17 protein-coding genes and 1 other RNA gene are annotated in these 26,285 nt (G+C 59.6%); 5 read left to right on the forward strand and 13 right to left on the reverse strand.

What is annotated here, in order from left to right; genetic code table 11:
- Window positions 1–359 precede the first annotated feature (359 nt).
- Window positions 360–1,244, reverse strand: a complete 885-nt coding sequence (gene rfbA / locus H8S23_RS04685) for a glucose-1-phosphate thymidylyltransferase RfbA (RefSeq protein ID WP_186887121.1) — start codon at window positions 1,242–1,244, stop codon at window positions 360–362.
- A 21-nt stretch (window positions 1,245–1,265) separates the two neighbouring features.
- On the reverse strand, window positions 1,266–2,081 hold the full coding sequence (locus tag H8S23_RS04690) for a glycosyltransferase family 2 protein (RefSeq protein WP_186887122.1): 816 nt from the start codon (window positions 2,079–2,081) through the stop codon (window positions 1,266–1,268).
- Between the two features lie 430 nt (window positions 2,082–2,511).
- On the opposite strand from H8S23_RS04690, the gene H8S23_RS04695 reads away from it, so the two are divergent.
- Window positions 2,512–3,153 (forward strand): lactate utilization protein, encoded by a 642-nt coding sequence (locus H8S23_RS04695; RefSeq protein WP_186887123.1) that lies wholly within the window; start codon window positions 2,512–2,514, stop codon window positions 3,151–3,153.
- A gap of 505 nt (window positions 3,154–3,658) precedes the next feature.
- Here the strand turns inward: H8S23_RS04695 and H8S23_RS04700 are convergent.
- The 3 genes from H8S23_RS04700 to H8S23_RS04710 form a co-directional block, all read right to left on the reverse strand.
- A complete protein-coding gene (locus tag H8S23_RS04700; protein ID WP_186887124.1) occupies window positions 3,659–4,393 on the reverse strand; it encodes a class I SAM-dependent methyltransferase in 735 nt (244 codons plus the stop codon).
- Window positions 4,394–4,617: 224 nt separating this feature from the next.
- A non-coding RNA gene (ssrS, locus tag H8S23_RS04705) (6S RNA) lies at window positions 4,618–4,815 on the reverse strand.
- Window positions 4,816–4,829: 14 nt separating this feature from the next.
- On the reverse strand, window positions 4,830–5,150 hold the full coding sequence (locus H8S23_RS04710; RefSeq protein ID WP_186887125.1) for a DUF1292 domain-containing protein: 321 nt from the start codon (window positions 5,148–5,150) through the stop codon (window positions 4,830–4,832).
- A gap of 355 nt (window positions 5,151–5,505) precedes the next feature.
- Here H8S23_RS04710 and H8S23_RS04715 point away from each other — a divergent pair, with 355 nt between their 5' ends.
- Window positions 5,506–6,237 (forward strand): peptidylprolyl isomerase, encoded by a 732-nt coding sequence (locus H8S23_RS04715; protein ID WP_243165835.1) that lies wholly within the window; start codon window positions 5,506–5,508, stop codon window positions 6,235–6,237.
- A gap of 534 nt (window positions 6,238–6,771) precedes the next feature.
- Here H8S23_RS04715 and H8S23_RS04720 read toward each other — a convergent pair.
- Both H8S23_RS04720 and H8S23_RS04725 read right to left on the reverse strand, forming a co-directional pair.
- Window positions 6,772–6,936: a helix-turn-helix domain-containing protein gene (locus tag H8S23_RS04720; RefSeq protein ID WP_186887126.1), complete on the reverse strand. Its 165-nt coding sequence runs from the start codon at window positions 6,934–6,936 to the stop codon at window positions 6,772–6,774.
- Between the two features lie 581 nt (window positions 6,937–7,517).
- On the reverse strand, window positions 7,518–9,449 hold the full coding sequence (locus H8S23_RS04725) for an AAA family ATPase (RefSeq protein WP_186887127.1): 1,932 nt from the start codon (window positions 9,447–9,449) through the stop codon (window positions 7,518–7,520).
- Between the two features lie 1,416 nt (window positions 9,450–10,865).
- Between H8S23_RS04725 and cls the strand changes: the two genes are divergently transcribed.
- Both cls and H8S23_RS04735 read left to right on the forward strand, forming a co-directional pair.
- A complete protein-coding gene (cls, locus tag H8S23_RS04730) occupies window positions 10,866–12,275 on the forward strand; it encodes a cardiolipin synthase (RefSeq protein ID WP_186887128.1) in 1,410 nt (469 codons plus the stop codon).
- A gap of 42 nt (window positions 12,276–12,317) precedes the next feature.
- Window positions 12,318–12,734, forward strand: a complete 417-nt coding sequence (locus H8S23_RS04735) for a DUF3842 family protein (RefSeq protein ID WP_186887129.1) — start codon at window positions 12,318–12,320, stop codon at window positions 12,732–12,734.
- A gap of 785 nt (window positions 12,735–13,519) precedes the next feature.
- On the opposite strand, the gene H8S23_RS04740 is transcribed toward H8S23_RS04735, so the two are convergent.
- The 3 genes from H8S23_RS04740 to H8S23_RS04750 all read right to left on the reverse strand — a co-directional run bounded on the left by H8S23_RS04740 (window position 13,520) and on the right by H8S23_RS04750 (window position 14,940).
- The gene (locus tag H8S23_RS04740; RefSeq protein WP_186887130.1) at window positions 13,520–14,002 is read right to left on the reverse strand and encodes a GNAT family N-acetyltransferase; all 483 of its coding nucleotides are present in this window, start codon (window positions 14,000–14,002) and stop codon (window positions 13,520–13,522) included.
- A 117-nt stretch (window positions 14,003–14,119) separates the two neighbouring features.
- Entirely contained in the window at window positions 14,120–14,551 is a 432-nt protein-coding gene (gene ruvX, locus H8S23_RS04745) for a Holliday junction resolvase RuvX (RefSeq protein ID WP_186887131.1), read from the reverse strand.
- A 125-nt stretch (window positions 14,552–14,676) separates the two neighbouring features.
- Complete coding sequence (locus tag H8S23_RS04750; protein ID WP_186887132.1) at window positions 14,677–14,940, reverse strand: helix-turn-helix domain-containing protein; 264 nt, start codon at window positions 14,938–14,940, stop codon at window positions 14,677–14,679.
- A gap of 179 nt (window positions 14,941–15,119) precedes the next feature.
- On the opposite strand from H8S23_RS04750, the gene H8S23_RS04755 reads away from it, so the two are divergent.
- A complete protein-coding gene (locus H8S23_RS04755; protein WP_186887133.1) occupies window positions 15,120–15,515 on the forward strand; it encodes a sigma-70 family RNA polymerase sigma factor in 396 nt (131 codons plus the stop codon).
- Between the two features lie 286 nt (window positions 15,516–15,801).
- On the opposite strand, the gene H8S23_RS04760 is transcribed toward H8S23_RS04755, so the two are convergent.
- The 3 genes from H8S23_RS04760 to H8S23_RS04770 form a co-directional block, all read right to left on the reverse strand.
- Entirely contained in the window at window positions 15,802–18,624 is a 2,823-nt protein-coding gene (locus H8S23_RS04760) for an ATP-binding protein (RefSeq protein ID WP_341479891.1), read from the reverse strand.
- Window positions 18,625–18,675: 51 nt separating this feature from the next.
- Window positions 18,676–21,306, reverse strand: a complete 2,631-nt coding sequence (locus H8S23_RS04765) for a hybrid sensor histidine kinase/response regulator (protein ID WP_186887134.1) — start codon at window positions 21,304–21,306, stop codon at window positions 18,676–18,678.
- Window positions 21,307–21,397: 91 nt separating this feature from the next.
- Entirely contained in the window at window positions 21,398–26,035 is a 4,638-nt protein-coding gene (locus H8S23_RS04770; protein ID WP_186887135.1) for a PAS domain-containing protein, read from the reverse strand.
- Between the last annotated feature and the right edge of the window lie 250 nt (window positions 26,036–26,285).

Genomic DNA, 26,285 nt, shown 5'->3' on the forward strand with positions numbered 1-26,285 from the left:
AGACTGGGCTTCGCAAAAAAGTACAGCGCTCTGCAGACCGCCTTGCCCGCCCCGGGCCGGATGCCCGCAGCGGCTGCTTGGCATGCGCCGCATACTGCGGCGGCGCAAAACCCGCCTTGTTTGCCCGCCTGCCCCGCCGTGCCCATCTTGGCCGCTGGGCGTCCCCCACAGGGCAGCCCAAACGGCTTTTTCTGCCTTTGCGCCGCAGGGTCCCGCAATTTGGGAAAGCGGCGGCGCAAAGGCAGAGATCAGAGGGCGCGGTCCTGTGCGGACTGCGCCGCCCGCCCGCACCCGCGCCGCGCCAAAACCTGCGGTCCGGCTCATGTCTCTTCATCCGGGCCCCGCTTTGGGCCCTGTTTTTAATAGAGGATCTTCCCCTCGGCCACCCGCTTCAGATGCTCGCCGTAGGGCGACTTGCCGTACCGCTCGGCCGATCCCAGCAGCTTTTCCCTGCTGATCCAGCCGTTTTTATAGGCGATCTCCTCCGGCGCGGATATCTTGATGCTCTGCCGTTTTTCGATCATGCGCACAAAGTCGGCCGCCTCCACCAGGCTGTCCATGGTGCCGGTGTCCAGCCAGGCATAGCCGCGCCCCAGCCGCTGCAGGTCCAGCGTGCCGTCCTGCAGATACAGGTCGTTCAGGCTGGTGATCTCCAGTTCCCCGCGCGCAGAGGGCCGCACCTGCTTTGCCAGCTCCACCACCCGGCGGTCATAAAAATACAGGCCGGTGATGGCGTAGTTCGATTTGGGACAGGCGGGCTTTTCCTCCACCGAGAGGACCTTTCCGTTCTCGTCGAACTCCGCGATGCCGAACCGCTCGGGGTCGTTGACGTAGTAGCCGAAGATGGTGGCCCGGCCGCTCTCGGCGTTTTTCACCGCCGCGCGCAGCAGGTCGCCGAAGCCGTTGCCGTAAAAGATGTTGTCGCCCAGCACCATGGCGCAGGGCTCGCCGCCGATAAACTCCTCGCCCAGCAGGAAAGCCTGGGCCAGCCCGTCCGGCGAGGGCTGCACCTTATAGGAGAGGGAGAGGCCGAAATCGCTGCCGTCGCCCAGCAGGTGCTCAAAGCGGGGGGTATCCTCGGGCGTGGAGATGATGAGGATCTCCCGGATGCCCGCCAGCATCAGTGTGGAGAGCGGGTAGTAAATCATCGGCTTGTCATAGACCGGCAGCAGCTGCTTGCTGGTCACCATGGTCAGCGGGTACAGGCGGGTGCCCGCCCCGCCGGCAAGTACGATCCCTTTCATGCAAAGCGCTCCTTTACTTGTTTATCCTTTTTCTTTCGGGGGCGGCTCCCGCAGGGAAAAGCCCCAGCGGAACCCCCATTTTTTGAAATAGATCCCCATCGACCTGAGCTGCTGAAAAAAGCTGGAAAGGTGCCGCGAGGGGCTGCGGTGCCAGGCGTGGACGACCTGCGTCCCCGGCCAGTACACCACCCGGCCCAGCCGCAGCGCCTCCTGCGTGAGGTCCGCGTCCTCCACATACATGAAATAGCGGCGGTCAAAACCGCCCAGCTTTTGAAACGCCTCGGTGCGGATGACGAAAAAGCAGCCGGAACAGAACTGCACGTCTTTTTCAGTGGAGAGATCCTCATCCAGCATCAGGTAGTGGTCCTCATATTTTTTGAGAAAGCGCAGCGGCAGCTGCCGACCCAGCAGCGCCATCAGGGTGGGACGGCGCTTGGCCACGTGCTGTTCCCGTCCGTCGGGGAAGCGCAGCCGCGGCGTGGCCATCACCACGTCCGGGTGCTTGTCCAGATAGCCGCACAGCGCGCTGACGGCGTCCTCTTTCAGCACGACGTCCGGGTTGACCACCACATGATACACGCTGTCCAGCCGCTCCAGCACCGCATTGTGGCCACCGCCGAAGCCCTTGTTTTCCGCCAGCTCGATCACCTCGACGCCCTGCGCGCCCGCAAACCGCTGCGCCAGTTTTTCCCCCGTGCCGTCGGGGGAGGCGTTGTCCACCAGATAAAGGGTCAGATCGACCCCGCGGGTGCAGCGCAGCAGGGACTCGGCCCCCTGCGCCGCCTCTTCAAAACCGCCGTAGGTGACGATACAGGCGGTGACTTTCTGTTTTTGCATTTGTCTCCATCCGCGCGGGAGAGCGCCCGCGCCCAGTTCGCTTTGACCCGCCCCGCGGCGGATCTTTATCCTGATTATTATACCATCCGGCCAGCGGCTAATCAACGTTTTTTGCCAAAAGGCGGGGAAACGGGCCGCAGCAGCGGTGACCGCGCCCCTTTCCCAAAAGCGGCCGGACGCAGCTTTCACCGCGTTTGCTTGTCTTTTTGCCGCCGGCGTATTATCATAAGCTCAAACACCGGCCGCCGGACGCCTTTGCACCCGGCCGGGAAAGCCGTCTGACAGCGGCGCTGCGGGGCAAAAAACGCCCTGGGACCGGCCGCTGCGGGGCACAAAGCGGCGCGGGCGGCAGCCGCGGCCCCGGCCGCTTTCACCGGCTGCGAAAGGCACGTCCGGCAACCGGCCTTGAAAACAAAGGGAGGAAAACACGATGAACGAAGCCCTGAATGCCGTGACCCGGCAGCGGATGGAGCGCACCGCCGAGGCGCTGCGCCGCAACAACATGGAAGCCTACCTCGCCGATGACCGCGCCGGAGCGGCGGCCCTGGTGAAAAGCCTGCTGCAGGAGGGGGACACCGTTTCGGTGGGCGGCAGCGTTTCGCTGGACGAATGCGGCATTCTGGAGCTGCTGCGCGGCGGCGGGTACCGTTTTCTCGACCGCTATGCCCCGGGGCTGACCCGGGAGCAGCAGGAAGAGCTGTTCCGGCAGAGTTTTTTTGCCGACGCCTATCTGTGCAGCAGCAACGCGGTGACCGAAAACGGCGAGCTGTACAACGTGGACGGCAACTCCAACCGGGTGGCCGCCATGACCTTCGGCCCCAAAAGCGTCATCCTGGTGGTGGGCGCCAACAAGATCGTGCGCGATTTGGAGGAGGCCGGGCGCAGGGTCAGGGAGATCGCCGCGCCCGCCAACTGCAAGCGGCTGGGCTGTGCCACCCCCTGCGCCGCCACCGGCCAATGCGCCGACTGCAAGGGCGACGGGCGCATCTGCTGCACCACGGTCATCCATCAAAAGCAGCGGGTCAAAGGGCGCATCAAGGTCATCCTGGTGGCTGAGCCTCTGGGTTACTGATGGCCGGGCTTCCCGGCTGCCCGCAGGGGGACCTCCGGGCTATTGGCGGCGGGACCTCCGGGCTGCTGACTGTTGACCGCGGGCCTCCCGGTTACGGGCGGCCGGGGCCGCCGGCTATTGGCCGCGGAGCCTCCGGGCCGCTGACTGCGAAACCGTCCGGCTGCCGGCGGCGGGCTCTCCGGGCCGCTGACCGCGCCGCCCGGGCAAGGGCCGCCCGGCTGTGCGCAGCCGCAAGGCCGCATCATATCCCCAAAGAAAAAAGGAACGGGCCGCCGTGGGGCGGCCCGTTCCTTTTTGTTGTCCGGCGCCCGCGCAAAGGGCCGACGGCGCAGCCGGGCCCCAGGGCGCAGGGCGGCCGCTGTTTCTGCCCGCGCGGGGCGCGGTCAGGCTGTCTGCGGTGCCGTTTTTTCTCTTATCCGCAGCCGCTGCATCTGCCCTGAACGGGGCGCGGGCGGGGCCATGCTCCAGGGCACCGACCCATGCCGGGGCACTGACCGCGGGCGGCTTACTTTTTGACCGCTGAAACGATGAGCATCATCGGCCGCCGCAGCTCGTCCCGCATGCCGGGCACTGTGTCCAGCAGCCGCTGGGGCGGCTGGGGCTCCACAACGCTTTTCAGCTCAAACCCGCCTGCCAGCAGGCCGTTCAGGTAGGTGGTCAGCGTCCTGTGGTATTTGACCACCTCTTCGCCCAGAAAATGGGCCGTCCGCCGCCCTTCATAATAATAGTTGTCCACGGGGAAGCAGACGATCTTCCCCTCCGCGTCGTACAGCCAGTCCTGAGGGCCGCAGGCGGTAAACACCGGATGCTCGGCCGAGAACACAAAGCTGCCGCCCGGCTTTAAAAAGCGGTTCACTTTCTGCACAACGGCCTCAAAGGATCCCACATAGTGCAGCGCCAGCGAGCTGAGCACCACATCAAAGCTCCCGTCGGGGAACTCCACGTCCTCCATGGCCGCCCGCAGGTACCGCACCCTGGGGCTGTCCGTCCTGGCGCGGGCTTCCTCCAGCATGCGCTGCGAGAGATCGACCCCCACCACCGAGGCCGCGCCCCGCTGCGCCGCATAGACGCAGTGCCAGCCGTAGCCGCAGCCCAGGTCCAGCACCCGTTTGCCGGTAAAATCCGGCAGCAGCTGCCGCAGGGTGTCCCACTCGCCCGCCGCGGCAAGCCCCTCTTTTGAGCGGGGCATCTCGCTGTATTTTTCAAAAAAGACTTCGTCGTCGTATCTGTTTTCTTTCATTTTTTATTCTCCCAACCAAATTTTTTTCATTCGATCTGGTTGGGCCGTGCGGTCTCTGCGGGCAGCCATTCCGCTTTTCCTCCCCTCTGCGCGCCCTGCCGGCCCGGCAAAAGGCGCCTTGTTTCTCTTGAGCATAGCACACCGCGCCGGGACGCGCAAGCCCGGCGGCTGCGCGCCGGGACAAACCAAAAGCGGAGAGGTCTCCCTCTCCGCCTTTTCTGCCCAAAAGCCCTGCCCTGCCGTCTGCGGCCAAGTTAAAACCCGTCTCTCAATATGACAGGTGGGTGCCCCGCCTGCGGGTTCACGCTCCCTTCTTCCTGCAACGCAGGGAGGTCTGCAATCCGCCGCCGGACAAAAGCTCCCTTTTAACTTAACTTGTCGGATTATAAAAGGCTGCAACAAATCGCACAGCGCAGGGGCTTCCATTTAACTTTTTTCAGGAGACCGGGCCGCCGTCCCCGCCCTCGATATCGTAAAGCTCTGACAGGCGTTTGGCAAAAACTTCACCCACGTTGTAAAACTCCTCGTCGTCCTCGACGATATCGAGAAATTCTTCACCGTCCTCTTCGCCGACCCGCATGATGATGAGGTCCGCGTCCTCGGCCAGGGCGGCCTCGGCGTCCTCTTCGGTCTCGATATAGGGCACCACGGCGAGATAGCGGCGGTCCTCAAAATCGACCGCGTCGATGACCTCGAACACATGCTCCTGGCCGGCCTCGTCCTCCAGCGTCAGGATATCGGGCGCGTTATCTTCCATCAGGTTCCGCCTTTCCGGGCGCGGCCCCGCACACGCTTTGCCGCTGTTTTTCCCTTGCAGCGCCCGCAGCGCAGGCCCAGGGCCTGCCGGTACGGACGAATTTTTATTTTTGATCATTTTGGTGCCGCCTGTCCTCTTCCTTTAAAAGGATAGCCCAAAACGGGGGCTGCTGTCAAGGGGAAATCCCCGGTTATTTTGACCCGGACAGGCGGCGTTATCCATGCCCCGCAGCCAGTGGAAAAATTAACAGGCAGTTCACTTTTTTCGGGCACCCTTATACTATAATAAATCGCGTAGCGGCTGTTTTCTGCAGCCTCGCGGCCCTGCCGCGGTATTGTTTTTTGGAGGCGGTCATTTGTTCAAAAAAGCGTTTTCCATCCTTTGCGTCACCGTCGTCGCCGGCGGGCTGCTGTGCGGCTGCGGCGGGGCGGCTTCCTCCTCCCCTGAAAAGATCGACAGCGGAGAGCTTCAGTTCACCTCTCCCCAAACCGGCGATACGGTCGCGGTCATCGACACCAATATGGGCACCATCCGGGCGGTCCTTTTCCCCAGTATCGCGCCCCGCGCGGTGGAAAATTTTGTCACTCACGCCCAGGACGGCTATTACGACGGGGTCACGTTCCACCGGGTCGTCAAGGATTTTGTGATCCAGGGCGGCGACCCCACGGGCACCGGCATGGGCGGTGAGAGCATCTGGGGCGACCCGTTTGCGGACGAGTTCTCCGACGCGCTCCACAACTACACCGGCGCCCTCTCGATGGCGAACAGCGGCGAGAACACCAACGGCAGCCAGTTTTTCATCGTGGCCACCCCCGCCGACTCGGTGTCAGCCAAGCTGGGGGGCCAGATGGAAGAGGCCGGCTGGCGCAGCGAGGTCATCAGCGCCTATCAGCAGGCCGGCGGCGTGCCTTATCTGGACCACAAGCACACGGTGTTCGGCCAGGTGTACAGCGGCATGGACGTGGTGGAAAAGATCGCCGGGGTAGACGTGGAGGGAGAAAACGACAAGCCCAAAAAGGACGTGGTCATCAACAGCGTCACCATTTCCACCTACGACGAGGCGGCCGCCTCCTCCGCTGCGGGCTGAGCGCGCGCTTTTTCACAAGAGTTATGACCTCCGGCTAAGGCGGAGGCTTGATTAAGCCTTAAAAGGGCATTGTACCGGCGGGCATCTAAAGATGTACTGAATTCCCAATCGGTGTTCAAATTGTGTAAATGTGTAATGTCGCTGTGTTTTGTGTCCCCATGGTTTGCAGAGCTGCTTGATAGCAAAATGTGATAGCCTACCAAAAAAATATTTTGTGTAAAGGGTAAAAATAAGGGTACAAAAACCAGCCGCGACATCTTCGGAAAGAGTCGCGGCTGGTTCTGTTTTTTTCATAATGATCTCTTGAACCCCATAAACCTACCGGCGGAAACACAGCGAGACTAAAATTGATGAAATGCAGTAATTTCAAGACTTTAGACAGGGTGTTGCTCTCATTGAGTAACACCCTGTTCTATTGCTTTTTAGGCTCATTCTGGTATGGATTCTGATACGGTGTTGTTTCTTTCATAAGAGAAATGTATTTTACAAATGTGTACACTCATCCTCTGTCATTGCTCCGACTTCATGAATGAGTCAAGCGTGTTGTTCCCCTGTCGTATGGTTCATTTTATTGTAGTTAAGATTATCACCGAGAATATAATCTATGCTGGTGTTTAATAAGTTCGCAATTCCTAGCAAAAGAACTGTTGAGCAAATATCGCGTCCTGTTTCAATGTTGGAAAGATAGTTAACGCTCATATCCCATATCTCCGCGACCTATTCCTGTGTCACTCCCTTTTCTTTACGAAGTTTCTGTATGCGGCGTCCAATTCCTTTTGTATCGATCATACCACAACCCCCTCTAAGTACAGAGTATAGTGGGAGTATGTGGTGTTGAACAAACTATATTCTAGGTCACACTTAACTATTTTCTGGAATTGTGGTACTATCCATTTTATTACAGGGATTCCCTGTTTCCACTTGGAAATGACATTTGCCAACAGGGAGCCTAAATTAAGTTGGAGGCATGGAACAGGAAAGACTTAGGCATTACCAGAAAAATCGACGAGCTTGGCCGGGTGGTACTTCCGATTGAGGTGCGGCGTGCACTGCCCTTGCGGAAGAAGGTTCCGTCGGATTCTATCTGGATGAAAATCCCCAAACCCTTGTTTTAAAAAAGAGTGACCGTCGTGTATTTGCTGCCAGACTATAGAGAATCTGAGGCCACTTCTCCACGGAAAATATATTTGCGCTGCTTGCCTAAAAATTGCTGAATAAAACAAGCTCCCTCGTTTGTGTAACGAGGGAGCTTGTTTTATAATACCATAGCGTGCACAATGTTAAAGTTTAATTGTTAATTGAACTATTTCATCTATTGCTAAGTCTTGAGCATCCATATCTGCTGGAGCATCATCACTGATGAATTCTGGGAGCAGATCAATATCCGTATTAGTCAATATTTCTGAATGTAGCTGTTTTAGGAGCTCTATTATCTCATTCGGAATATCTTCGAGCTGTAGTACATCGAATATATCTTCTTTGCAAAAGTTTAGTTTTAAATCCTCATTTAGCCATCTGAAAAGAAGTGACAATGCCTCTTTTCCCATACCTATTTTAATAAGATTATCAAAAGATGTAAAGTTTTCATAGGTTCCACGTATATTTTCTGCCTCACTTTTTACAGTACTAATATTTCGATATTCTTGTTTGGATAAAAGCATTGCTGTTTTGAAAATACTATCCTCTAAATTATCATCATATTTGTATCTTGCCATTATGACGGTGGCTCTCAGATATTCTACTATATTTCGCTCTATATCCTCTACACTAGGTAGTTCTTTTAAGGGATACTTTTTTTCTAAAGCACGTCTAATTAAAGATGGGCTAAGAATATAATTTTCAATTTCATAGCGCTCCAAAAGATGTAAATTTATATCTTTCTTTTTTGCGTATTCTTCTAAACCATCTCTCCAGCTATTATCTATCCCATCACTATCGCGTATAAAGTAAATTTCAATATCTTTTCCTAAAAATTCTTTTAGTAAAGGCTTAATCAAAAAAGGTATTTTATCATCTTTTCCCCTCCCAGTATGCACTGATACTGTATTAGCACCAAAGAATACTTTGGTATCAGCAACCTTATCAAAGACCTCGATAATTTCTGTATTGGCATCTTCTATAAAAACCATCTTACCACTAATTACAGATTTTGCCAATTCATAATTATCTAATTGAGAAATACTTTCAACAACTTCCGTTTCAGTGGTTAATGGTTTGCTAACTAAATTCGATGTTGAGATAGGAATTACTTCCGTAGGCTGTGCAGTTTTTATAATAGCTGGAGAGTGTGTTGAAATTAGTATTTGAATATTTAATTCTTTCTGTATCCTTTTAAGTGAACGTGCTAACGCTATTTGCATATTTGGATGCAAATGAGCATCTGGCTCATCTAGTAGAACTACTTTACATGATGTTGGGCATACAGTATAAATGGGAGCTAGTATTTGCAATATCTGCATATACCCACTACCAGATGAATTAAAATCTAGAGATAGGCGTCGGTCTTCACAATTCTCTCGATAAAAAGCTTTAACATATTCATCTTTTTGCTCGTTAAACTCTATAGCATCCAAATGGAATCCAAAGTCTCGAACTAATCTATCACTAAGTAGTTGATAATTATTTGGGTTGCTTTTTTTAAGGTCTAAAACTAAATTCCGTATTACCGAACTCACATTGCCGGAAGACAGATGATGACGGATTGTAACTGGAAATGATCGTTGTTCCGTTTCTTGCAATCCGACAAAACCAGAAATAAATAAAGGCGAATATTGATGCATAGATGGGCTGTGGGATAATTCTTGGGGCGTTGATAAACACTTTAAATTATATCCTCCAAATAAAGAAGATACTTGTAGTCTATAAACGTTTTTGAGTTCATCAACCAATGCTATTTGAGCTCCCATTTTGGAATCATCAATTTTTACTTGACGACCTTGACGGGAAACTTTAGCATAATATAGTTCTCTAAAATCCGAAATATTAATTCCCGGAAGAATAGTTGCGCCAACTCCCTTAGACCTAACCTGTGTAGACCCATTACGATTATATATAAGCTCGCTACCTGAAAATGTACTTAAGGCTAAATTAATCGCCTGTAATATCGTAGTTTTTCCACAGCTATTTTCACCCATTAAGATGGAAAACGGTTTTAAATAAATAGTTCCCTCTTTAAATTTCTTGAATCTATTTAGGCTTACAGAAGTTATCACTGCTTTCGCCCCATTTCCTTATAATATAAATATATTTTACCATAAGGAATCTTAACTCTCAATGATAAACTCATAATTGATACTACGTAAAATATGTCTCAAATTGAGACTCAATTCGCCAAAGCGTCCCAACTTAGGACGCAATTCGAGAGTAAGAGATTACAAAGGGAGAGCCTGCTGGATGGCAGACTCCCCCTTTGTTCGCCGCCACAAGGGCGGTGGGAGTTGTTGTCTAAGGTGAATGACGTGGAGCGTGCGGGAGTGTGTTGCCACTGACGGGAGCAGTCACGTCCAGGGAGGTGCGCTCTCTCAAAGTGAGGAGTGCCGGGAGATCCCGGCATTTGCCCTTGACTACCGCCACTCCGCTACACCGGCCCGCTGGGGCAAACACCCCTAACGTCGGTACGCATGGGTTCTGGGGCGCGTCTTGGGGTGCGCCTATATCTTCTGCTTTGGGTAAGGGTTGCCCCTCTTTTCTTCCATGGTAGGGATGTCGGCCTCTATCTATGCGCACATCCTCAAATCTTGCCGGAGGACACGGAGTTTTTGATTGATGGATTCTATGGATAGATTTTGGGCGCTGGGGATATTCTTCTTATAATTATCTTTCTTTTGCATCAACTGCTCCGTCTTCCGTAAACAGTCACAAGCGCATCTCCCTAAGCCGTTGCTGCGCGGTAGGTTGCTATATTAGTAAACTCGCTTCGCTCGATACTTGAAGCTAAAGCTTTTTTGCCAGCACCTCCACCGGCATAGCCCGTGGTTTCCCTAACCAATAAAAAACAGTTTGTCTTGACGGCCCGCCCCGTCCCTGCGGGACAAGCGGGGCATTGGCCAAAAAAATAGCCGCTGTGCGGCTATTTTTTATTGCTCCGCAATAAAAAAACTTATCTTAATGGCCCCGCCCTCGCCGCTCGCGCGGCAACCGGGCGGATAGCCGAAAAAATAGCCAAAGGCTATTTTTTATGCCCGGCCGGGGCTTCCTCTCCCCGGCCGGGCATTTTCTGTACAAACATGGGGCATCATGGTAAAATAGCCGCAGGGCGATCGTTTTGCGCGCGCTGCTTTTCGGGCGCGCGGCGGTGCGGGCGCGGGCGCGGACGTTTTCCCGGCTTGTCCGGGGCAGGCCCAAAGCTCCGGCCGCCAGGCGGGAAGCCGTGCTTTGCGCGCACCGCCGGTACCGCGGCCGGCGGCAGGCCCTGCTTTTTTCCGCTGCAAGCCTTATTTTTGCCGCCGCATGCCCGCGGCCGCATGATTTTTTGTTCCCGCTGAAAGGGGGTATGGGCGCTGAAACGTTTTTTAAAGATCCTGACCAGCCGCAGCCTGCTCTTTGCGCTGCTGGCGCTGCTGCAGATCGGGGCGTTCTTTTTTCTGATCTGGCAGTTCAGCAATATCGGACCTTATACCTATGCCATCATGATCATCCTCAGCGTGCTGGTGCTGGTGTTTGTGTTTGAAAAGGACGATCTCAACCCCTCTTACAAGGTGATGTGGGTCATCATCACCGTGGTGCTGCCCATCACGGGCGCGGTGATGTACCTGCTGTGGGGCAACCAGCGCCTGTCGCCCAAGACCGCCCGCGCCTTTGCCGAAATCGAGGAACAGTCTGCGCGGGCCATGGTGCCCCAGCCCATGCTGTTCGAGGTGCTGGAAAAAGCGGACGTGACCCTGTCCCGCCAGGCGGAATATCTCTACCGCAACGCGGCGGCCCCGCTGTACTGCGACACCGCCTGCCGGTATTTCCCCAGCGGGGAAGAATTTTTCGCCTACTTTTTGCCTGAGCTGGAAAAGGCCCGCCGCTGTATTTTTATGGAGTATTTCATCCTGGAGCCGGGCAAGATGTGGGACGCCACGCTGGAGGTGCTGCGCCGCAAGGCGGAGGAGGGCGTGGACGTGCGGGTGATCTGGGACGGCTTCGGCAGCCTGTTCACCCTGCCCGAGGACTACGAGCAGACGCTGCGCGCTTACGGCATCAAGGCCGAGGTCTTCAACCCGCTTCACCTGACCTCCCACATCAGCCAATATATCTTTCTCAACCACCGCGACCACCGCAAGATCTGCGTCATCGACGGCGAGGTGGGCTTTACCGGCGGGCTCAACTTTGCCGACGAATACATCAACGCCAAGGACCGCTGCGGTTATTGGAAAGACACCGCGTTCGTGCTCAAGGGGCCGGCGGTGTATTCCCTGACCGTCACCTTTTTCAAAATGTGGAGTTTCGTGCGGGGCGAAGTGCCGGATTACGCCTCTTATCTGCCAAGCCGCATCCACCCCACCGACGGTTTCGTGCAGCCCTATGCCGACACCCCGCTGGATGGGGAAAACGTGTCGGAATCCGCCTATCTCAACATCATCAACCGGGCCCAGCGCTATGTGTACATCACCTCGCCCTATCTGGTGATCGATTACGAGCTGCAGTCCGCCCTTTCTCTGGCGGCCAAAAGCGGCGTGGACGTGCGCATCGTCACCCCCGGCATCCCGGACAAGCCCTACGTCTATATCCTCACCCGCAGCTACTACCGGCAGCTGCTGCTGGCCGGGGTGCGCATTTACGAGTACACGCCGGGCTTTATCCACGCCAAAATGTATGTCAGCGACGACGCCGTGGCGGTGGTCGGCAGCGCCAACATGGATTTTCGCAGCCTTTACCTGCACTTTGAAAACTGCTGCGCCTTTTACGGCGGCGAGATCGTGCAGGACGTGCGCGGCGACATTGAAAGCTGTTTTGCCGCCGGGCGCGAGGTCACGCTGGATGAGGTGGACGCCACCTCCTGGCACCGCCGGCTGCTGCAGATCCTGTTCCGCTTTTTTGCCCCGCTGATGTAAGGGCCGCCGTTTCCCCTGAAAAAAGAAAGGATGTTCCCCGCAATGAAAACACTTCTCGTCATCGACGGACAGGGCGGCGGCTTCGGCCGCGCCCTGATCGAGCGCCTGCGCTGCGAGGGCCTGCCCGTCCGGCTCCACGCCGTGGGCACCAACTCCCTGGCCACCTCGGCCATGCTCAAGGCCGGGGCCGACACCGGGGCCACCGGCGAAAACGCCGTTCTGGTGGGCTGCCGGCACGCGGACCTGATCGCAGGGCCGATCGGCATCGTGATGGCCAACAGCATGATGGGGGAGTTCTCCCCCGCCATGGCCGCCGCGGTGGCCGAGAGCACCGCGGCCCGGGTGCTGATCCCGGTCAGCCGATGCGACACCTATGTGGCGGGCGCCACCGAGCTCAACTTCAGCCAGAGCCTGGACAAGGCGGTGGAGCTGCTGCGCCGCCTTGCCGCCGCGGAGTGACCAGCCGCCCGCAGCACGGTGCAAAGCGCCTGCCGCCCCCTGCGGGGCGCTTGCCGGCTTTGACGTCCGGTCTGCGGGCTCTATGTTTCAAACCGGCTTTTTCGGGGGGCGAGACCCGCAGGGCAGGAAAAGGCTCTGGACCGGCGCGGTGCGGGCAGGCGCTTGCCCGCGAAAGGCGTTTTCCGCCGCTGCGCCCGCTGTGCGGCCTGCTCTACAGCCCGCAAACGGGGCGCCCGGCAAAAATCAGGCTCGTCGCTGCGGCGAGGCCCCCGCCTTTCGCCTCCCCTCGGCGCCTCCCCGCGAAAAATTTTTCCATCCCGGCAAGACGCGAGGGACTATTCCCGCAGCCCGGCAGTCAAAACCGCCGACTGAGCCCGTGACTTGCGCTGGCCCTGCAAGGGCCTGTTACCGGCCATCCTCTAAAGAGGCACGAAATTTCTTTCACTCGCATCGCTTGCCCTGCGGCACGTAAATGGGCGTATTATCCCTCTATCCGATCGCTATTCTATCTCTGCAGGATGGTTTGCGGCGGGCTCTCTTCACCCGACGCTGGAAACTAAAGCTTTTTTACGCGAACTCCACCGCCATAGCCGCTGGCTTCCGCAACAACAACAACAACAACAACAAAAGGGGCAAAACGCCCGTGCACCGCACGCGTTTTGCCCCTTTTGTTTTGTCTTGCCGCCGCAGGCCCTGCGGGCAGGATGCCGCCCAGCGGCCCATGGCCCCCCACGGGGCGCGGCGGCTTTCGTCCCGCCGGGCGCACCGCCAACCCCGGCGGGCGGTCAGCTTTCGGCCAGCGCCGCGATCTCGGGCGCGGTCAGGCGGTAAACGGTCCACTCGTCCATGGGCACAGCCCCCAGCGAGCGGTAAAAACCGATGGACGGGGTGTTCCAGTTGAGGCAGGACCACTCAAAGCGGCCGCAGCCCCGCTTTTGGGCCACCTGCGCCAGGGCGCGGAACAGCGCCTTGCCGTACCCCTTGCCCCGGTGCTGCGGCAGCACGAACAGGTCCTCCAGATAAAGCCCCTCGTGCCCGAGAAAGGTCGAAAAATTGTAAAAATACAGCGCAAAGCCCACCGGCACGCCGTCCTCCTCCGCGATCAGCGCCTGCGCGCAGCCGCGGCCGAACATTGCCTCGCGCAGCCCGTCCTCGGTGGCAGCCACCTGATCCTCCATCTTTTCATACTGGGCGAGCGCCCGGATAAATTCCAGCACCTGCCCCACGTCTTTCGGCTCCGCTTCGCGAATTTTCAATCCATTGGTCATGTTTTTTCCTCCCGCGGCCGCCAAAACACAGACAGAGCCGTCCGAAAGCCGCTTTGAGAGCGGCTCACGGGCGGCTTTGCCGTCCAGCGGTCCTTTTGTATTTTTTCCGGTCCGGATTCAGTTCTGCTGCTTTTTCTGGTTGGCCCTGAACGCCATATAGCTTTCCAGTATCACCGTGGCCGCCACCGCGTCCAGCACCTCTTTGCGCTTTTTGCCGTAGGTGCCGTTATCGGACAGGATGTTCGCCGCGCTCACGGTGCTGCTGCGCTCGTCCCACAGCTCGATGGGCAGGGGCAAAATATTGTGCAGCACCCCCGCCAGCTTGCGGGTCTTTTCCGCCCGCGGGCCCTCTGAGCCGTCCATGTTCAGCGGCAGGCCGATGACGATCATCTGCGCCTCGTACTCCCGCGCTGCATAGACGATCTTTTCCGCCACCTTGGGCATGGATTTTTCCTCAATAATGCCGATGGGAGAGGCCAAAAACTCGGTCCTGTCGCACATGGCAAGGCCGGTGCGGGCGTCGCCGTAATCCACTGCAAGAATTTTCATGGAGCTGTTCTCCTTTGATCTCATTTCAAATAAAAAGGCCTGACGTCAGTCTATTATACCAACGCCGGGCCCTCTTTTCAAGTTTGCATCCCGCTTTGACGCGTCTTGGAGATGGTTTCCTCCAATCACTTTACGGAATCAGCAAGCGCCTTTTCAAAATCTCCAAAAAGATCTTCATAACTAAAGTTTAAAACCAACTTGAGAATAATCAAATCAGAAAAGAGAATATTGCGGTTTCCCTGCTCCAACTTGGCATAGCCTGATTCTGTCAGAGAACTGCCGTACAAATTGGCTCTGCGCACTACCTCTACCTGAGTCCATCCCCGCTTTGCCCTATATTGCTTTAACTTCTCTCCAACCGGCACGTCGAGAATCAACTTGCCATACATAAGAATACCCCTCTACCTAAACTAGCTTAATTTAGCTTGATTATATCAGCTAGTTACAGTAAAATAGTTCCCAGTATAGCTAGCTTATAATAGCTATTTAAAACGGGCTAGCTAAAAAAATTTTATTTCTTTTTTAAAAGCAATCAATCTTGACTACCAGCAAAAGAAAGGAGTTTTCCATGAACACCGAGCTGTCAGAGCAGGACCGCGAATTGCTGGACATGCGGGAACAGCAAAAGATGACCTATAAGGCAATAGGGCAGACGCTGGGCGTGTCCCCCTCGTGGGCCCGCCAGATCTACTACCGGGCCGTGCGTAGACGCCGCAGGCTGGAATACGACAAACGCTGTGCCGAAAAAGAGCTGATGGAGCTGTCGGGCGGCTTTTGCAGAAATGAATTGAGGCTGCTTCTCGCGGGGCTTTATTTCTATGAGGCCACTTTGGAATGTGCGCGCGGCGAGGGCCCGATGGACGTGCAAAAAGAATTTCTCGAGACCCGCAAAAAACTGAAAAAGCTGCAGCAAAAGACGCGCGCGCTGCTGCGGTACGATTATAACGACGACGGCCGCGTTTAGGCCGGGCCGCCGGGCCGCCGCGTTGGTCGGCCGCCCGGGGCAAAAGGCAGGGCCGCCGGGACCTCTGTCCCCCGCAAAGGATATCCGATAAAAAAACAGAGCCGCACAAACGGCTCTGTTTTTTACTTCATACGCTCCACACACAGCGGCGGCGGGAAGCCGGCTGCACACCGCTGCTGCGCGCGTCTGCGGTATCTTTTATCGCCTATCCGCGGGAGGCGGACAAAGGATGCCGGGCCGGGCGGGACGCGCCGCCCCCGGGCTTTACCCGCTACCCGCCGCATTTTCAGCGGGAAGCGCCGCCCCGCAGCAGATCGTGCAGCAGGCGATAGAGGGCGTCCACGTCCAGCGGTTTGGGGAGAAAGCCGTTCATGCCGGCGTCCATGGCCGCGTCCACATCCTCTTTAAAAGTGTTCGCCGTCATGGCGACAATGGGCACCGACGCCGCGTCCGGCCGTTCCAGCGCCCGGATGGCCCGGGCGGCCTGCAGGCCGTTCATCTCGGGCATCTGGATATCCATCAGCACGGCCTGAAACGCGCCCGGCCCGCTGCCGGCGAACTGGTCCACCGCCTGCCGGCCGTTCTCGCACCGGCACACCTGCGCGCCCTGCAGCTCCAAAAGCTGGGCTGCGATCTCGGCGTTGAGGTCGTTGTCCTCTGCCAGCAGGATCGTGACGCCATCCAGCAGCTGTTCCTCTGGCCGGCGCCTGTCCGGCCCGTCCGCATCGTCCCGGCCCGGGCAGCCCAGGGGCAGGGCGACGGTGAACCAGAACTCGCTGCCGCGCCCGGGGCTGCTGTCGACCTGCAGCTCGCCGCCCATCATCTGCACGATGCTTCTGCTGATGGGCAGGCCCAGGCCGGTGCCCTGGCTTTTGGCGCGGCTGGGGCCCACCTGCTCAAAGCTCTCAAAAATGCGCTTGTGGTCCCCCGGCTCGATCCCGATACCGGTGTCGGTCACCCGGAAAGTGAAAACGGCCTGTCCGCCGTCCCCCGCCTGCTCCGTCACCTGCAGACGCACCGAACCGCCCTCCGGGGTGAATTTGAAAGCGTTGGAAAGCAGGTTGGTGAGCACCTGGCGCAGGCGGATACCGTCGCCGGTGAGATCGCTGTGGACGATCTCCTTTTCCACCGTATAGGTCAGGCCCCGGCGGTGCGCCTCGGCCTCCATCATGGACTGTATCCCGTCCAGCATGCCCTCCAGTGAGAAAGGCTCGCTGGAAAGGGACAGCTTGCCGCTGTCAATGCGGCTCATGTCCAGCACGTCATTGATCAGGTCCAGCATGTAGTGGGATGCGGCGCGCAGTTTTGAGAGGTTTTGCCGCACGCCGGGCGGGACCCCCTCCATCATGTCGGTGAGGTCGGTCAGGCCCACCACGGCGTTCATGGGGGTGCGCAGTTCATGGCTCATGCGCGAGAGGAATTCCCCTTTGGCCCGGCTCTCCGCCTCGGCCTTTTCCAGCTCGCTCTGCATGACGGCGGAACGCATTTTTGCCCGCGAGACCATCAGCACCGCCGTCACCACCATCAGCAAAAACAACGTGAGCACGGCGATAAAGGTCACGGGGTTGGCGTTGATGAGTTCCAGCAGCGAGAGGCCGGAGGCGCCGATGGAGATCACGTTGCGGTCCAGGATCAGGGCGCGCTCCTGCGCCGTCAGGCTGTTGACGGCCTTGTTGAGGATGGTCAGCAGATCGGGGTCGCAGGGCCGCCGCAGCGCAAAGGCAAGGTCGCTGCGGTCGTTGACCAGCGTCACGGGCACCAGATTGGAAAAGTGATAGCGCTGGATATCCAGCTCCAGCCGGCTGGCAAGGCCGTAGATGAAATCCGCCCTGCCCGCGTTCACCGCCTCCAGCGCCTGCGTGACGGTGGGATAAGTGCGCACCTCCGCCGCCTCGATGCCGGCGGGCAGCGTCCTGTCCGCGGCGACCGCGCCCACCAGCCCCTCGGCCGGATAGCTGGATCCCTTGTTGCGCACCACAATGTTGTTCATATCCGCATAGGGCGCGGTGAGGGCCAGCCCCTGCCGGGCTGATTCGTCCTCGTCTCCCATATAAAAACCGAGCAGCTCCGCCTCCCCCTGCTGCACCATGCGCACCGCTTCGCTGTAGGTGTCCGTCTGGATATAGGTAAAGGTGAGTCCGGTGAACTCGGCCACCCGGTCCAGGATATCGGGCACCACGCCGCTGTGCTCGCCGTCCGGCGAATTGAGACAGACCAGCGGATGGTAGCTCTCGGGTATCGCCACGGTGACGGCGCCGCGGCCCTGGACGTATTCCTGTTCCGCCGCACTGAGCCGGATGTCGACGGCCCTCTCGTTTTGAAAATGGGCCGCGTACTGCTGCGCGCTGAAATTCGGGTTGGAGTCGGCGATCTTTTTCAGCGCCATGTTCAGCCCGTCCAAAATCTCCTGATCGCCCGGGTGCGCCACGATATAATAGGGCTGCGACTCAAAAGAGGTCACGATGCGGAACTGCTGCGGGTCCTCGAACCCGTTGCCCAGCAGCAGGTCGACCTCGCCGTTTTCCAGATAGGGGTAAAGCTTGCCGTTCTCCCCAAGCTGCTCAAAGCTGTAGGTGCGGATCTCGCAGTCCAGATCATGCATGGACAAAAACTCCCTCAAACGGCGGATGTTCTCCAGCGCCCGTTCATAGACGCCGATGGTCTTGCCGTTCAGACTGCGCAGATCATAGCTGCTAACGCTCTCATCGTCCAGCCGGGCCATCAGCACCGATCTGCTGTACCCGATGTTGTAGTCCGGGTAGGCGAAATACACCTCAAACCCGGGGGAGTAATAGGTGCCCCCCATCAGGTCGTACGCGCCGTCCAGGAAGTCCCCCACCATACTGTCGCCGTCGGTATCGACATACTCGTACTGCCAGCCGGTGTACTTGGCGATCTCATTGAGGTAATCCACCACCAAACCCCGGCGGCTGCCGTCCTGCGCCGTCTCGGTGAGTCCCGGCACCTGCGGAAAGGGGACCCGCAGCACGCGGGCCTCATCCTCGCCCGGCGCGGCGGCGGCGATCACCGGCGCGGCGGCCAGAAAAGCCGCCAAAAAGAGGGCCGCCGCCCGTCTGCCCCAATTTTTGAGCTGCTTTTTCAATTTCACTCACATGCCCCCTCCGTCTCTTTTATCCCTCTGCGGCCCGCACCGCCGTTTTTAACCATCCGCTTTGCGGATGCAGTCTGAAAGCGTCCTGCACAGCTGCGCCACGTCCAGCGGCTTGCTGACGTGGGCGTCCATGCCCGCCGCCAGCGCGGCGGAGATATCGTCGCTGAACGCGTTGGCCGTCGTGGCGATGATGGGGATCGTGCGCGCCGATGAGTGCGCGGAGGCGCGGATGCTTCTGGCGGCCTCATGCCCGTCCATGACCGGCATCTGCACGTCCATCAGGATGGCGTCGTAATCGCCGGGCGCAGAGGCCAGAAAGGCGTCCAGCGCCTGCCGTCCGTCCTCCACACAGTCCACCCGGGCCCCGTTCATGCGCAGCAGCGTGGCGGCGATCTCGGCGTTGAGGGTGTTGTCCTCGGCCATCAGCAGATGAAAGCCGGCCAGGGACGCGCCCGCGGGCGGCTCCTGCGCGGCCGCGTCCGGCATACCCTTGTGCTCCAGCGCGGCCTTGATGGCGGCGTAGACGGAGGAACGGTAGAGCGGCTTTGGCAGGAACCCGTTCACCCCCGCGGCCCGCGCCTCCTGTTCCACCTCGGAGATGTCGTAGGCCGAGATCATGACGATGGGCACTTCGCTGCCCACCTCCCGCCGAATGCGGCGGGTCACCTCCACGCCGTCCATGTCCGGCATTTTCCAGTCCACCAGGCACAGGTCGACGTCCCGCCCCTCCCGGTGGGCCTGTTTGACCCGCTCGACCCCCGCTGCGCCGGAGAGGCGCCACTCCGCCCCGATCTTGATCTTTTCCAGCAGGGCGGCGGTCTGCTCGCAGACCTGCTGCTCGTCGTCCACGATCAGCGCCCGCAGGCCCTGGCGCTCAAAATCCGGCTCCGGCAGGCGGCTCTCCCGCCCCTTTTCAAAAGGCAGGTCGACGATGCAGGTGGTGCCCGCGCCGGGCGCGCTTTCCACCTGGATCTGGCCGCCCATCAGGGTGATGAGGTTGCGGGTGATGGACATGCCCAGCCCGGTGCCGCCGTAGCGCTTTGCGATGGAAGCGTCGGCCTGCTCAAAGGGCTGGAACACCCGCTCCAGCGCCTCTTCGGTCATGCCGATGCCCGTGTCGGACAGGATGAAGCGCAGCACGTCGGTGGTGCTGCCGCTTTTGTGCCGCGAGACTTCCAGGCGGATGCTGCCGCCCGGCGGGGTGAACTTTACCGCGTTGGAGCTGAGGTTCAAAAGGATCTGATTGAGCCGCAGCGAGTCGCCTACAAAGACGGTGTCCCCGCCAAAGCCCTCCATGGTCTCGCTGAACGCGACCCCCTTGCCCTTTGCCTGGGCGTACACGGTGGAGACAAAGCCGTTGACGACCTCGAAAATGTCAAAGGGCTCGTTCTGCAGCACCATTTTGCTGCTCTCGATCTTGGACATGTCCAGCACGTCGTTGATGAGCAGCAGCAGATGTTTGGAGGAAAAGGCGATCTTGGACAGGCAGTCCTCCACCCGGGCCGGGTCTTTGACCGAGGCTGCCGCAATGGTCGTCATGCCGATGATGGCGTTCAGCGGCGTGCGGATCTCGTGGCTCATACGGGAAAGGAACTCGCTTTTTGCCGCGTTGGCGCGCTCTGCGGTGAGCATGGCCTCCTGCAGGGCCTGCCGCGAGCGCACCTCGTCGGTGCGGTCGGAAAACACCGTGATGAGCTGCGGGGTCTTAATGTCCTCCACCCGGTAGACCCGGATCAGCATCCAGCGTTTTTCCTTGTTGGGCTTGGTGTATTCCACCAGCTTTTCCAGCGGGGAGGAAAAGCGGGGGCCGCCGACCCGCTCCCGGAAGAACTGTGCGTCCTCGTCGTTCAGGCCCCGGTAAAGGCTTTCCACATCCGGCATCCGGCCGCCTAAGATCCGCTCCAGGTTCAGCCCGCGGTAACTGATGACGCCGGTATCGGCGCTGCGGATGATGAACGCATCGTCGATGCTCAGCGACAGGTCGTCGAACAGCTTGCTGCGGTAGACCAGCTCTTTGCGCTGGCGGTGCAGCACATACTGGGAGATCACCAGCACGGCCACCATCAGGCTCATCAGCACGACGGAGCCGGCCAGGTTGGTGACCCGCAGCGTTTCCGCGGTGACGCCGTAGCCCACCTTTTTTTCCTGGGCGGTGACAACGATGCTTTCCGTCTGGCCCAGGGCCCGGTCATAGAGGGGCTGCAGATGCTGCTGCGCGTAGGCTTCGATCTCGCCCTCCGTGCGGCCGGGCTGCCCGCAGAATGCCAGATAACCGTCCTGTTCGGTCTTTAAAAGCGCCAGTGTGGCCTCCAGCGCGCGGACGTCCTCCGCGTCGCCGAGATAAAGGTCCTCTATGCGGGCGACCGGCTCTTCCAGCAGAAGGTAAAGTTCTTCCAGCTTGTCTGCGGCGATCTGGATATCCTCGTCACTGTGATGCCGCTCCAGCCGCCCGGTGCGCAGGCTCATCTCCGACACATAAAGCTTTGCGTCGCCGGCGGAGATCACCACCTCAAAGGGGTGGTTCGAGATGATCTCGGTCTGCGCCGCCAGCCTGGCGGAAATGCTGATGGTCATGACCAGGTAGCAGATCATCAGCAGGATGAGCACCGCCGTGCTGGCGATGCTCAGCCGCTGGCTGCGCTCTATCGAGCTCTGTTTGTCGTTTACGCTTTTTTGCATCTGTCTTTCGACTCCTCGCTTTTTCCGGCCCGTTCGCGGCCGTCCGCGGCTCTTCTCCGCCCGGTCTTTCTGCCGGCGGGCTTTTTCTCTGTTATCCCTGCCCGCCCAGAGCCCTGTCCAGCGCCGCGCGCAGCACGGCCACGTCGATGGGCTTTGCCACATGGGCGGTCATGCCCGCCTCGACGGTGGCCTGCACGTCCTCCGCAAAGGCGTTGGCCGTCAGGGCGATGATCGGGATCTCTTCTGCGTCGGGGCGCCCCATCGCCCGGATGGCGCGGGTCGCCTCGCAGCCGTTCATGTTGGGCATCTGGATATCCATCAGGATGGCGTCGTAGGTGCCCGGCGGCGCTTCTTCAAAGGCCCGCACCGCCTGCGCGCCGTCCGTGCGCACCTCCGCCCGCGCCCCGAGGCCCTGCAAAATCTCGGTGAGGATCTCCGCGTTGAGGGCGTTGTCCTCCGCCACCAGAAAACGGCGGCCGGCAAAGGCGGCGCCCTCTTTGGGCTGCTGTGCGCCGGGCGCTTCCCCGCCCAGCGCGTCCCAGGCCGGCACGGCCTCCTGCGGCGCGGGCTCAAACTCCAGCTCCACCCGGAACACGGAGCCCTCTCCCGGCCGGCTTTCCACCGAGACCGAGCCGTCCATCAGCTCCACCATGCCCCGCACGATGCTCAGGCCCAGGCCGGTCCCCTCGACCCGCGACGCGCCGTCTGCCCGGGCAAAGGGTTCGAAAATCACCTTGAGGAACGGCTCCGGCATGCCGATGCCTGTGTCGCTGACCGTGAAGCGGTAACGCACCTGCCCCGCTGTCTTTGCGGGGAGCTCTTCGGTCAAAAGCTCGACCCGGCCGCCCTCAGGCGTGAACTTTACCGCGTTGCTCAACAGGTTGATCAGGACCTGGTTGATGCGCAGCGAGTCGCCGTAAAAGGCGGGGTGCGCAAGCTGAGAGGTGCGCGCTGTCAGCGCGACGCCGGCCTCCCTTGCCGGGGCCTCCATCATCTCGGACAGCCGCGCCGTCAGCTGGGGGACCGAGAGCGGCACCGGGTTGAGGGTGAGGCGGCCCCGCTCGATGCGGCTCATATCCAGCACGTCGTTGATGAGGCTGAGCAGGTGGCGGGAGGAGACCGATATCTTGCGGATGCACTCCCCCATCCAGGCCCGGTCGTCCAGATGCGCCGGGGCCAGCGCCGTCATCCCCATGATGGCGTTCATCGGGGTGCGGATATCGTGGCTCATGGCGGAGAGGAAATCGCTTTTGGCCCGGTTCGCCTCCTCGGCGGAGGCCAGCGCCTTTTCCAGCGCGCTTTTCGCCTGCCGCTCTGCCGCCAGGGCCTCGGTCACATCCGCCCGCACCATGCAGACGGTCTCGCGTCCTCGATCACCCCACAGCACGTTGATCTGCTTATACCGCAGCTCCGTCTCGCCCTCGCCCCGGAAAGGCAGGATGAACTCGTAGCCGGCGGGCGTTCTGCGCAGCCTTTCCAGCATGGTCTCCAGGCCGAACTGCCGGCGCGCTTCCTCCTGACTCTCCTGCGCATAGGCGGCCGCAAAGTTCTCCTGCACCGCGCGGTAATCCCGGCTGACGCAGGGGGGCAGGTTTTCCAGCACCATCTGCCGGGTGTACATCACGAAACTGCCGTCCCGGACGCTGACGATCCCCGCCAGCTCAAAGGTATAGGCCAGCATGCTCAGCAGGTTCTGCTGCTCCCGCACCGAGCCGGTGATGTCGGTGCACACTAGGGACACCCGACCCAGCCGCAGGTCGATGGCCGAGACCGTCGTACTTTTCGTTCGGATGCCGCCGTTCTCATCCTTCACGGAATAAGAGATCGTATACGCGCCGCTTTCGCTCAGCCGCCGCTCGATCTCCTGCGGGGCCAGCGCTTTTGCAAAGGCCTCCCGGTCCCGGGGCACCACCACCGAGCCCGCCATAAACGCCACCCGCTCACTGTGGCTTCCGTGCGGCGGCGGGACCCGGCTGGCGTGTTCATTGCGGGCCAAGAGGGTATAAGAGTCCCTGCTGAGATCCAAATCAGCCACATAGTCATGGCTGGTAACCGAGAGCCGGTGGAAGATCTGCTTGGAAACGGCCTGGTCGGTCACGTCGAACACGGAGAGGATCCCCGTGATGTCCCCCGTGCCCGGCGTCTCCACCAGGTTCATCTGAAATTCCGCATAGCGGCCCCTGGGCTCCTGGGGGAGCCGGATAAAACACTTCTGGGTCTGCTCCGTTTCGCCCCGCGTGAACGCCGCCAGCGACGGCGCGTTCAGATAGGTATCCAAAAAAGCGCGCCGCTCTTCCCCGTCCACGATCAGCCCGGCAAGGCCGGTGAAAAATTTTTCCCGGTCCCGGCCGAAAACCTCCAGCAGCCGGGAGCCGGTAAAATCCCGGATATCCAAAATGCGGTTCCGCGTGATATTGCAGTGGCCCAGGACCAGCGTGTCCGGCCCCGGCGTGCGGTAGTGCTGCAGGATCAGTTCCTCATACTGCCGGCTCATCTGTTCCTTTTCGGCCACCAGCTGGTCGATATCCGTATAAGAGCAGTAGAGCCGCTGGACCCCGTCCGTGCCCGCCAGAAGAGAGACGTGGGTGCGCACCCACATATAGCTTCCGTCGCGTCGCCTGAACCGGGCCGAAAACTCGCAGTGCTCCGCCCCGCTGCTGCGGAACGCCTCCAGCTTTCTGCGGCTGTCCGGCACGTCTGCCGGATGGATGCCCGCGAAAGAATCCTCCCGGTACAGCGCTTCCGCCTCTTTCACCGTCATGCCGACCAGGGCGGCAAACCCCTCTGAGATATATTCCGGCGTGATGCTGCCGTCCGGCCCGTAACGGAGCACCGAGATCCCGCCGGGCAGATTTTTCACCAGGGTCTGGAAATACATTTCCAGCCGCTCTTTCTCCCGGCGGGCATGCACTTCCTCCGTCACGTCCCGCAGGTACAGAATATAGGCCGGGATGCCGTTCCAGACGCTTTCCCTGGCGCGGACCGTATACACGATCCCCGTCTTTTCCACCTCGATCTCGTGCTCCTGTTCGTCCGGGCCGCAGCGCCGGAGCGGACAGAACCCGCAGGGGCCATCCAGCCCCTGAATGGCCTTGAAGCAGGTCTCTCCCAGGCGCATTTCACCGGGCACATCCAGCCGCTTTGATTCATTGAGATACAGCAGTTCATAGGTGTCTCTGTCGATGACGTAGACCCCGTCCGCGTGCTCGCTGGCCAGCGCGTCGGCGTCCGAGATCAGGTTGGTCAGCACCGCGTAAAAGCGGGGCGCCTCCGACCGCGGCCCCATGCGCCGCCCGTTGAGATGGATCCAGACCAGATCGCCGTTTTTGTGGCGTGTGCGGTAGGAAATGTCCAGGACCTCGCCGCTCTCCACGGCGGCCAGGGCAGCCGCTGTCACTCGCGGCCGGTCCTGCTCGCAGACAAATTCCAGCGCGTCGCCCGGCAGCAGCTTTTCATACTCCTCCCGCGTAAAGCCGGCCAGCTCCGCCGCCCCGTCGGTGAAGAAGGTGGGGATGAACCGCCCGCCCTCCACCCGATAGCTGGCGATGCCCCCCGGAATGGAGTTGATCAGATGGTCCAGCTCCCGCCGGGTCTCTTTCAGGGCGGAAATATTGTGAAAGACGCACTGAAGCAGGGGAAAACCGCCGTCTTCCCCGATCTGCCGCGCCTGGACATGGACCCAGACCACATGCCCGTCCCGGTGCTGTTTGCGAAACTCAAACTCCGCGGTGGTCTGGTCCCGGACCGCCTCATGGAGTTTTTGCACCACCATCGGGCCGTCCTCGGGATAGATCAGCTCTGCGGCGTCCCCCTTGACAAGTTCGCGGTATTCCTCCACGGTATAGCCGGAGAGTTCCGGCACACCCTTTGAAAAATAGACCGTCTCAAAGATATCCGAGACCCTGTAGATGGCCACGCCCCCGGGGATGGCGTTGATGATGTTCTCCATTTTTTTATTGGCGGCGGTCAATTCTTCTTCCAGCCGCTTTTGGACGCTGACGTCGCTGTAGACGCCGTAAAGCAGCTTTTCGCCGTCTTTCCCGGCCGGGAGCGTCCCCTCCAGATGGATCCAGCGATACTCTCCCAGCCGGTCGTTCCACAGGCGATAGGTGGCCTGCGTCGCGCCGCCGCTTTGAAGCAGCGCTTCGATCTTCTGCTTCAGGGGCCCCAGGTCGCTGGGGTGCACGTTGAGGTACTCGGTCCGCCGCTCCACCCGGCGGCGGTTTTCTTCCGAATAGCCCATAATGTCATAAAAGGCCCGGTTGTGGAAAACCGGATGGATGCCGTCCTGCCCGACCCGGTAAACGCACAGCCCGCTGGCGATCCCGTCCAGCATCCCCGCTATCTCCCGCTGCGACCTTTTGAGGTGTTCCTCCTCCCGCCTGCGGTCGGTGATGTCCAGGATATACTCGATGTGGGCCTCTTCCCCCGCCCAGTCGATGAGTTTTCCGCTGAGCTGGTAGAGCCGCTGGTCGGCGGGGTGCCGGTACTCCCGCACCAGCAGCTGTGAGCGGTCCATCTCACCGGCGCGGCAGAACGGGCAGGGGCTGTCAAAGCCCGCCGCCATATAGCAGGCCGCGCCGTCCTGCTGCGCCCGCGGAAACAGCTCCTGCGCCAGCCGGTTGGCATAGAGCAGCCGCCGGTCGGACACGGCGCTGACCAGCACGGCCGCCGGCACGCTGTCCAGTACGGCGGCGAGCTGCCGGGTGGAAAGTTCTTCCCTTGCCATCGTTTTGCGCCCTCCTTTTCCGCCGGCATGGGGCCGGCCCGTCCAAAACCCACTTCGGCGGCCGCGCGCTTTGCCGGGCCGCTCTTGTGCCGGCCGCCGGGACCCGCGCCTCTGCGGGAGGCATACGCTGCCCGGCAAAGCGGCAAGAGTCCAGTTTCCCCGCCGGCCTTTTAGGGGCGCGCACCGTCAAAGCGCCGCCGCATCCCGGGGCCACCGCGCGTCTCCCAGCCGCCGGGTCTCCCATCCCGGG

Origin of the sequence: Anaerofilum hominis (assembly GCF_014287275.1) — a bacterium.
GTDB lineage: Bacteria > Bacillota > Clostridia > Oscillospirales > Ruminococcaceae > Pygmaiobacter > Pygmaiobacter hominis.

Excerpts from the sequence above, each read along its gene's own strand:
- rfbA (WP_186887121.1), bottom strand. The coding sequence starts at position 1,244 with ATGAAAGGGATCGTACTTGCCGGCGGGGCGGGCACCCGCCTGTACCCG.
- H8S23_RS04690 (WP_186887122.1), bottom strand. The coding sequence starts at position 2,081 with ATGCAAAAACAGAAAGTCACCGCCTGTATCGTCACCTACGGCGGTTTT.
- H8S23_RS04695 (WP_186887123.1), top strand. The coding sequence starts at position 2,512 with ATGAACGAAGCCCTGAATGCCGTGACCCGGCAGCGGATGGAGCGCACC.
- H8S23_RS04700 (WP_186887124.1), bottom strand. The coding sequence starts at position 4,393 with ATGAAAGAAAACAGATACGACGACGAAGTCTTTTTTGAAAAATACAGC.
- H8S23_RS04710 (WP_186887125.1), bottom strand. The coding sequence starts at position 5,150 with ATGGAAGATAACGCGCCCGATATCCTGACGCTGGAGGACGAGGCCGGC.
- H8S23_RS04720 (WP_186887126.1), bottom strand. The coding sequence starts at position 6,936 with ATGAGCGTTAACTATCTTTCCAACATTGAAACAGGACGCGATATTTGC.
- cls (WP_186887128.1), top strand. The coding sequence starts at position 10,866 with ATGATCATCCTCAGCGTGCTGGTGCTGGTGTTTGTGTTTGAAAAGGAC.
- H8S23_RS04735 (WP_186887129.1), top strand. The coding sequence starts at position 12,318 with ATGAAAACACTTCTCGTCATCGACGGACAGGGCGGCGGCTTCGGCCGC.
- H8S23_RS04740 (WP_186887130.1), bottom strand. The coding sequence starts at position 14,002 with ATGACCAATGGATTGAAAATTCGCGAAGCGGAGCCGAAAGACGTGGGG.
- ruvX (WP_186887131.1), bottom strand. The coding sequence starts at position 14,551 with ATGAAAATTCTTGCAGTGGATTACGGCGACGCCCGCACCGGCCTTGCC.
- H8S23_RS04750 (WP_186887132.1), bottom strand. The coding sequence starts at position 14,940 with ATGTATGGCAAGTTGATTCTCGACGTGCCGGTTGGAGAGAAGTTAAAG.
- H8S23_RS04755 (WP_186887133.1), top strand. The coding sequence starts at position 15,120 with ATGAACACCGAGCTGTCAGAGCAGGACCGCGAATTGCTGGACATGCGG.
- H8S23_RS04765 (WP_186887134.1), bottom strand. The coding sequence starts at position 21,306 with ATGCAAAAAAGCGTAAACGACAAACAGAGCTCGATAGAGCGCAGCCAG.
- H8S23_RS04770 (WP_186887135.1), bottom strand. The coding sequence starts at position 26,035 with ATGGCAAGGGAAGAACTTTCCACCCGGCAGCTCGCCGCCGTACTGGAC.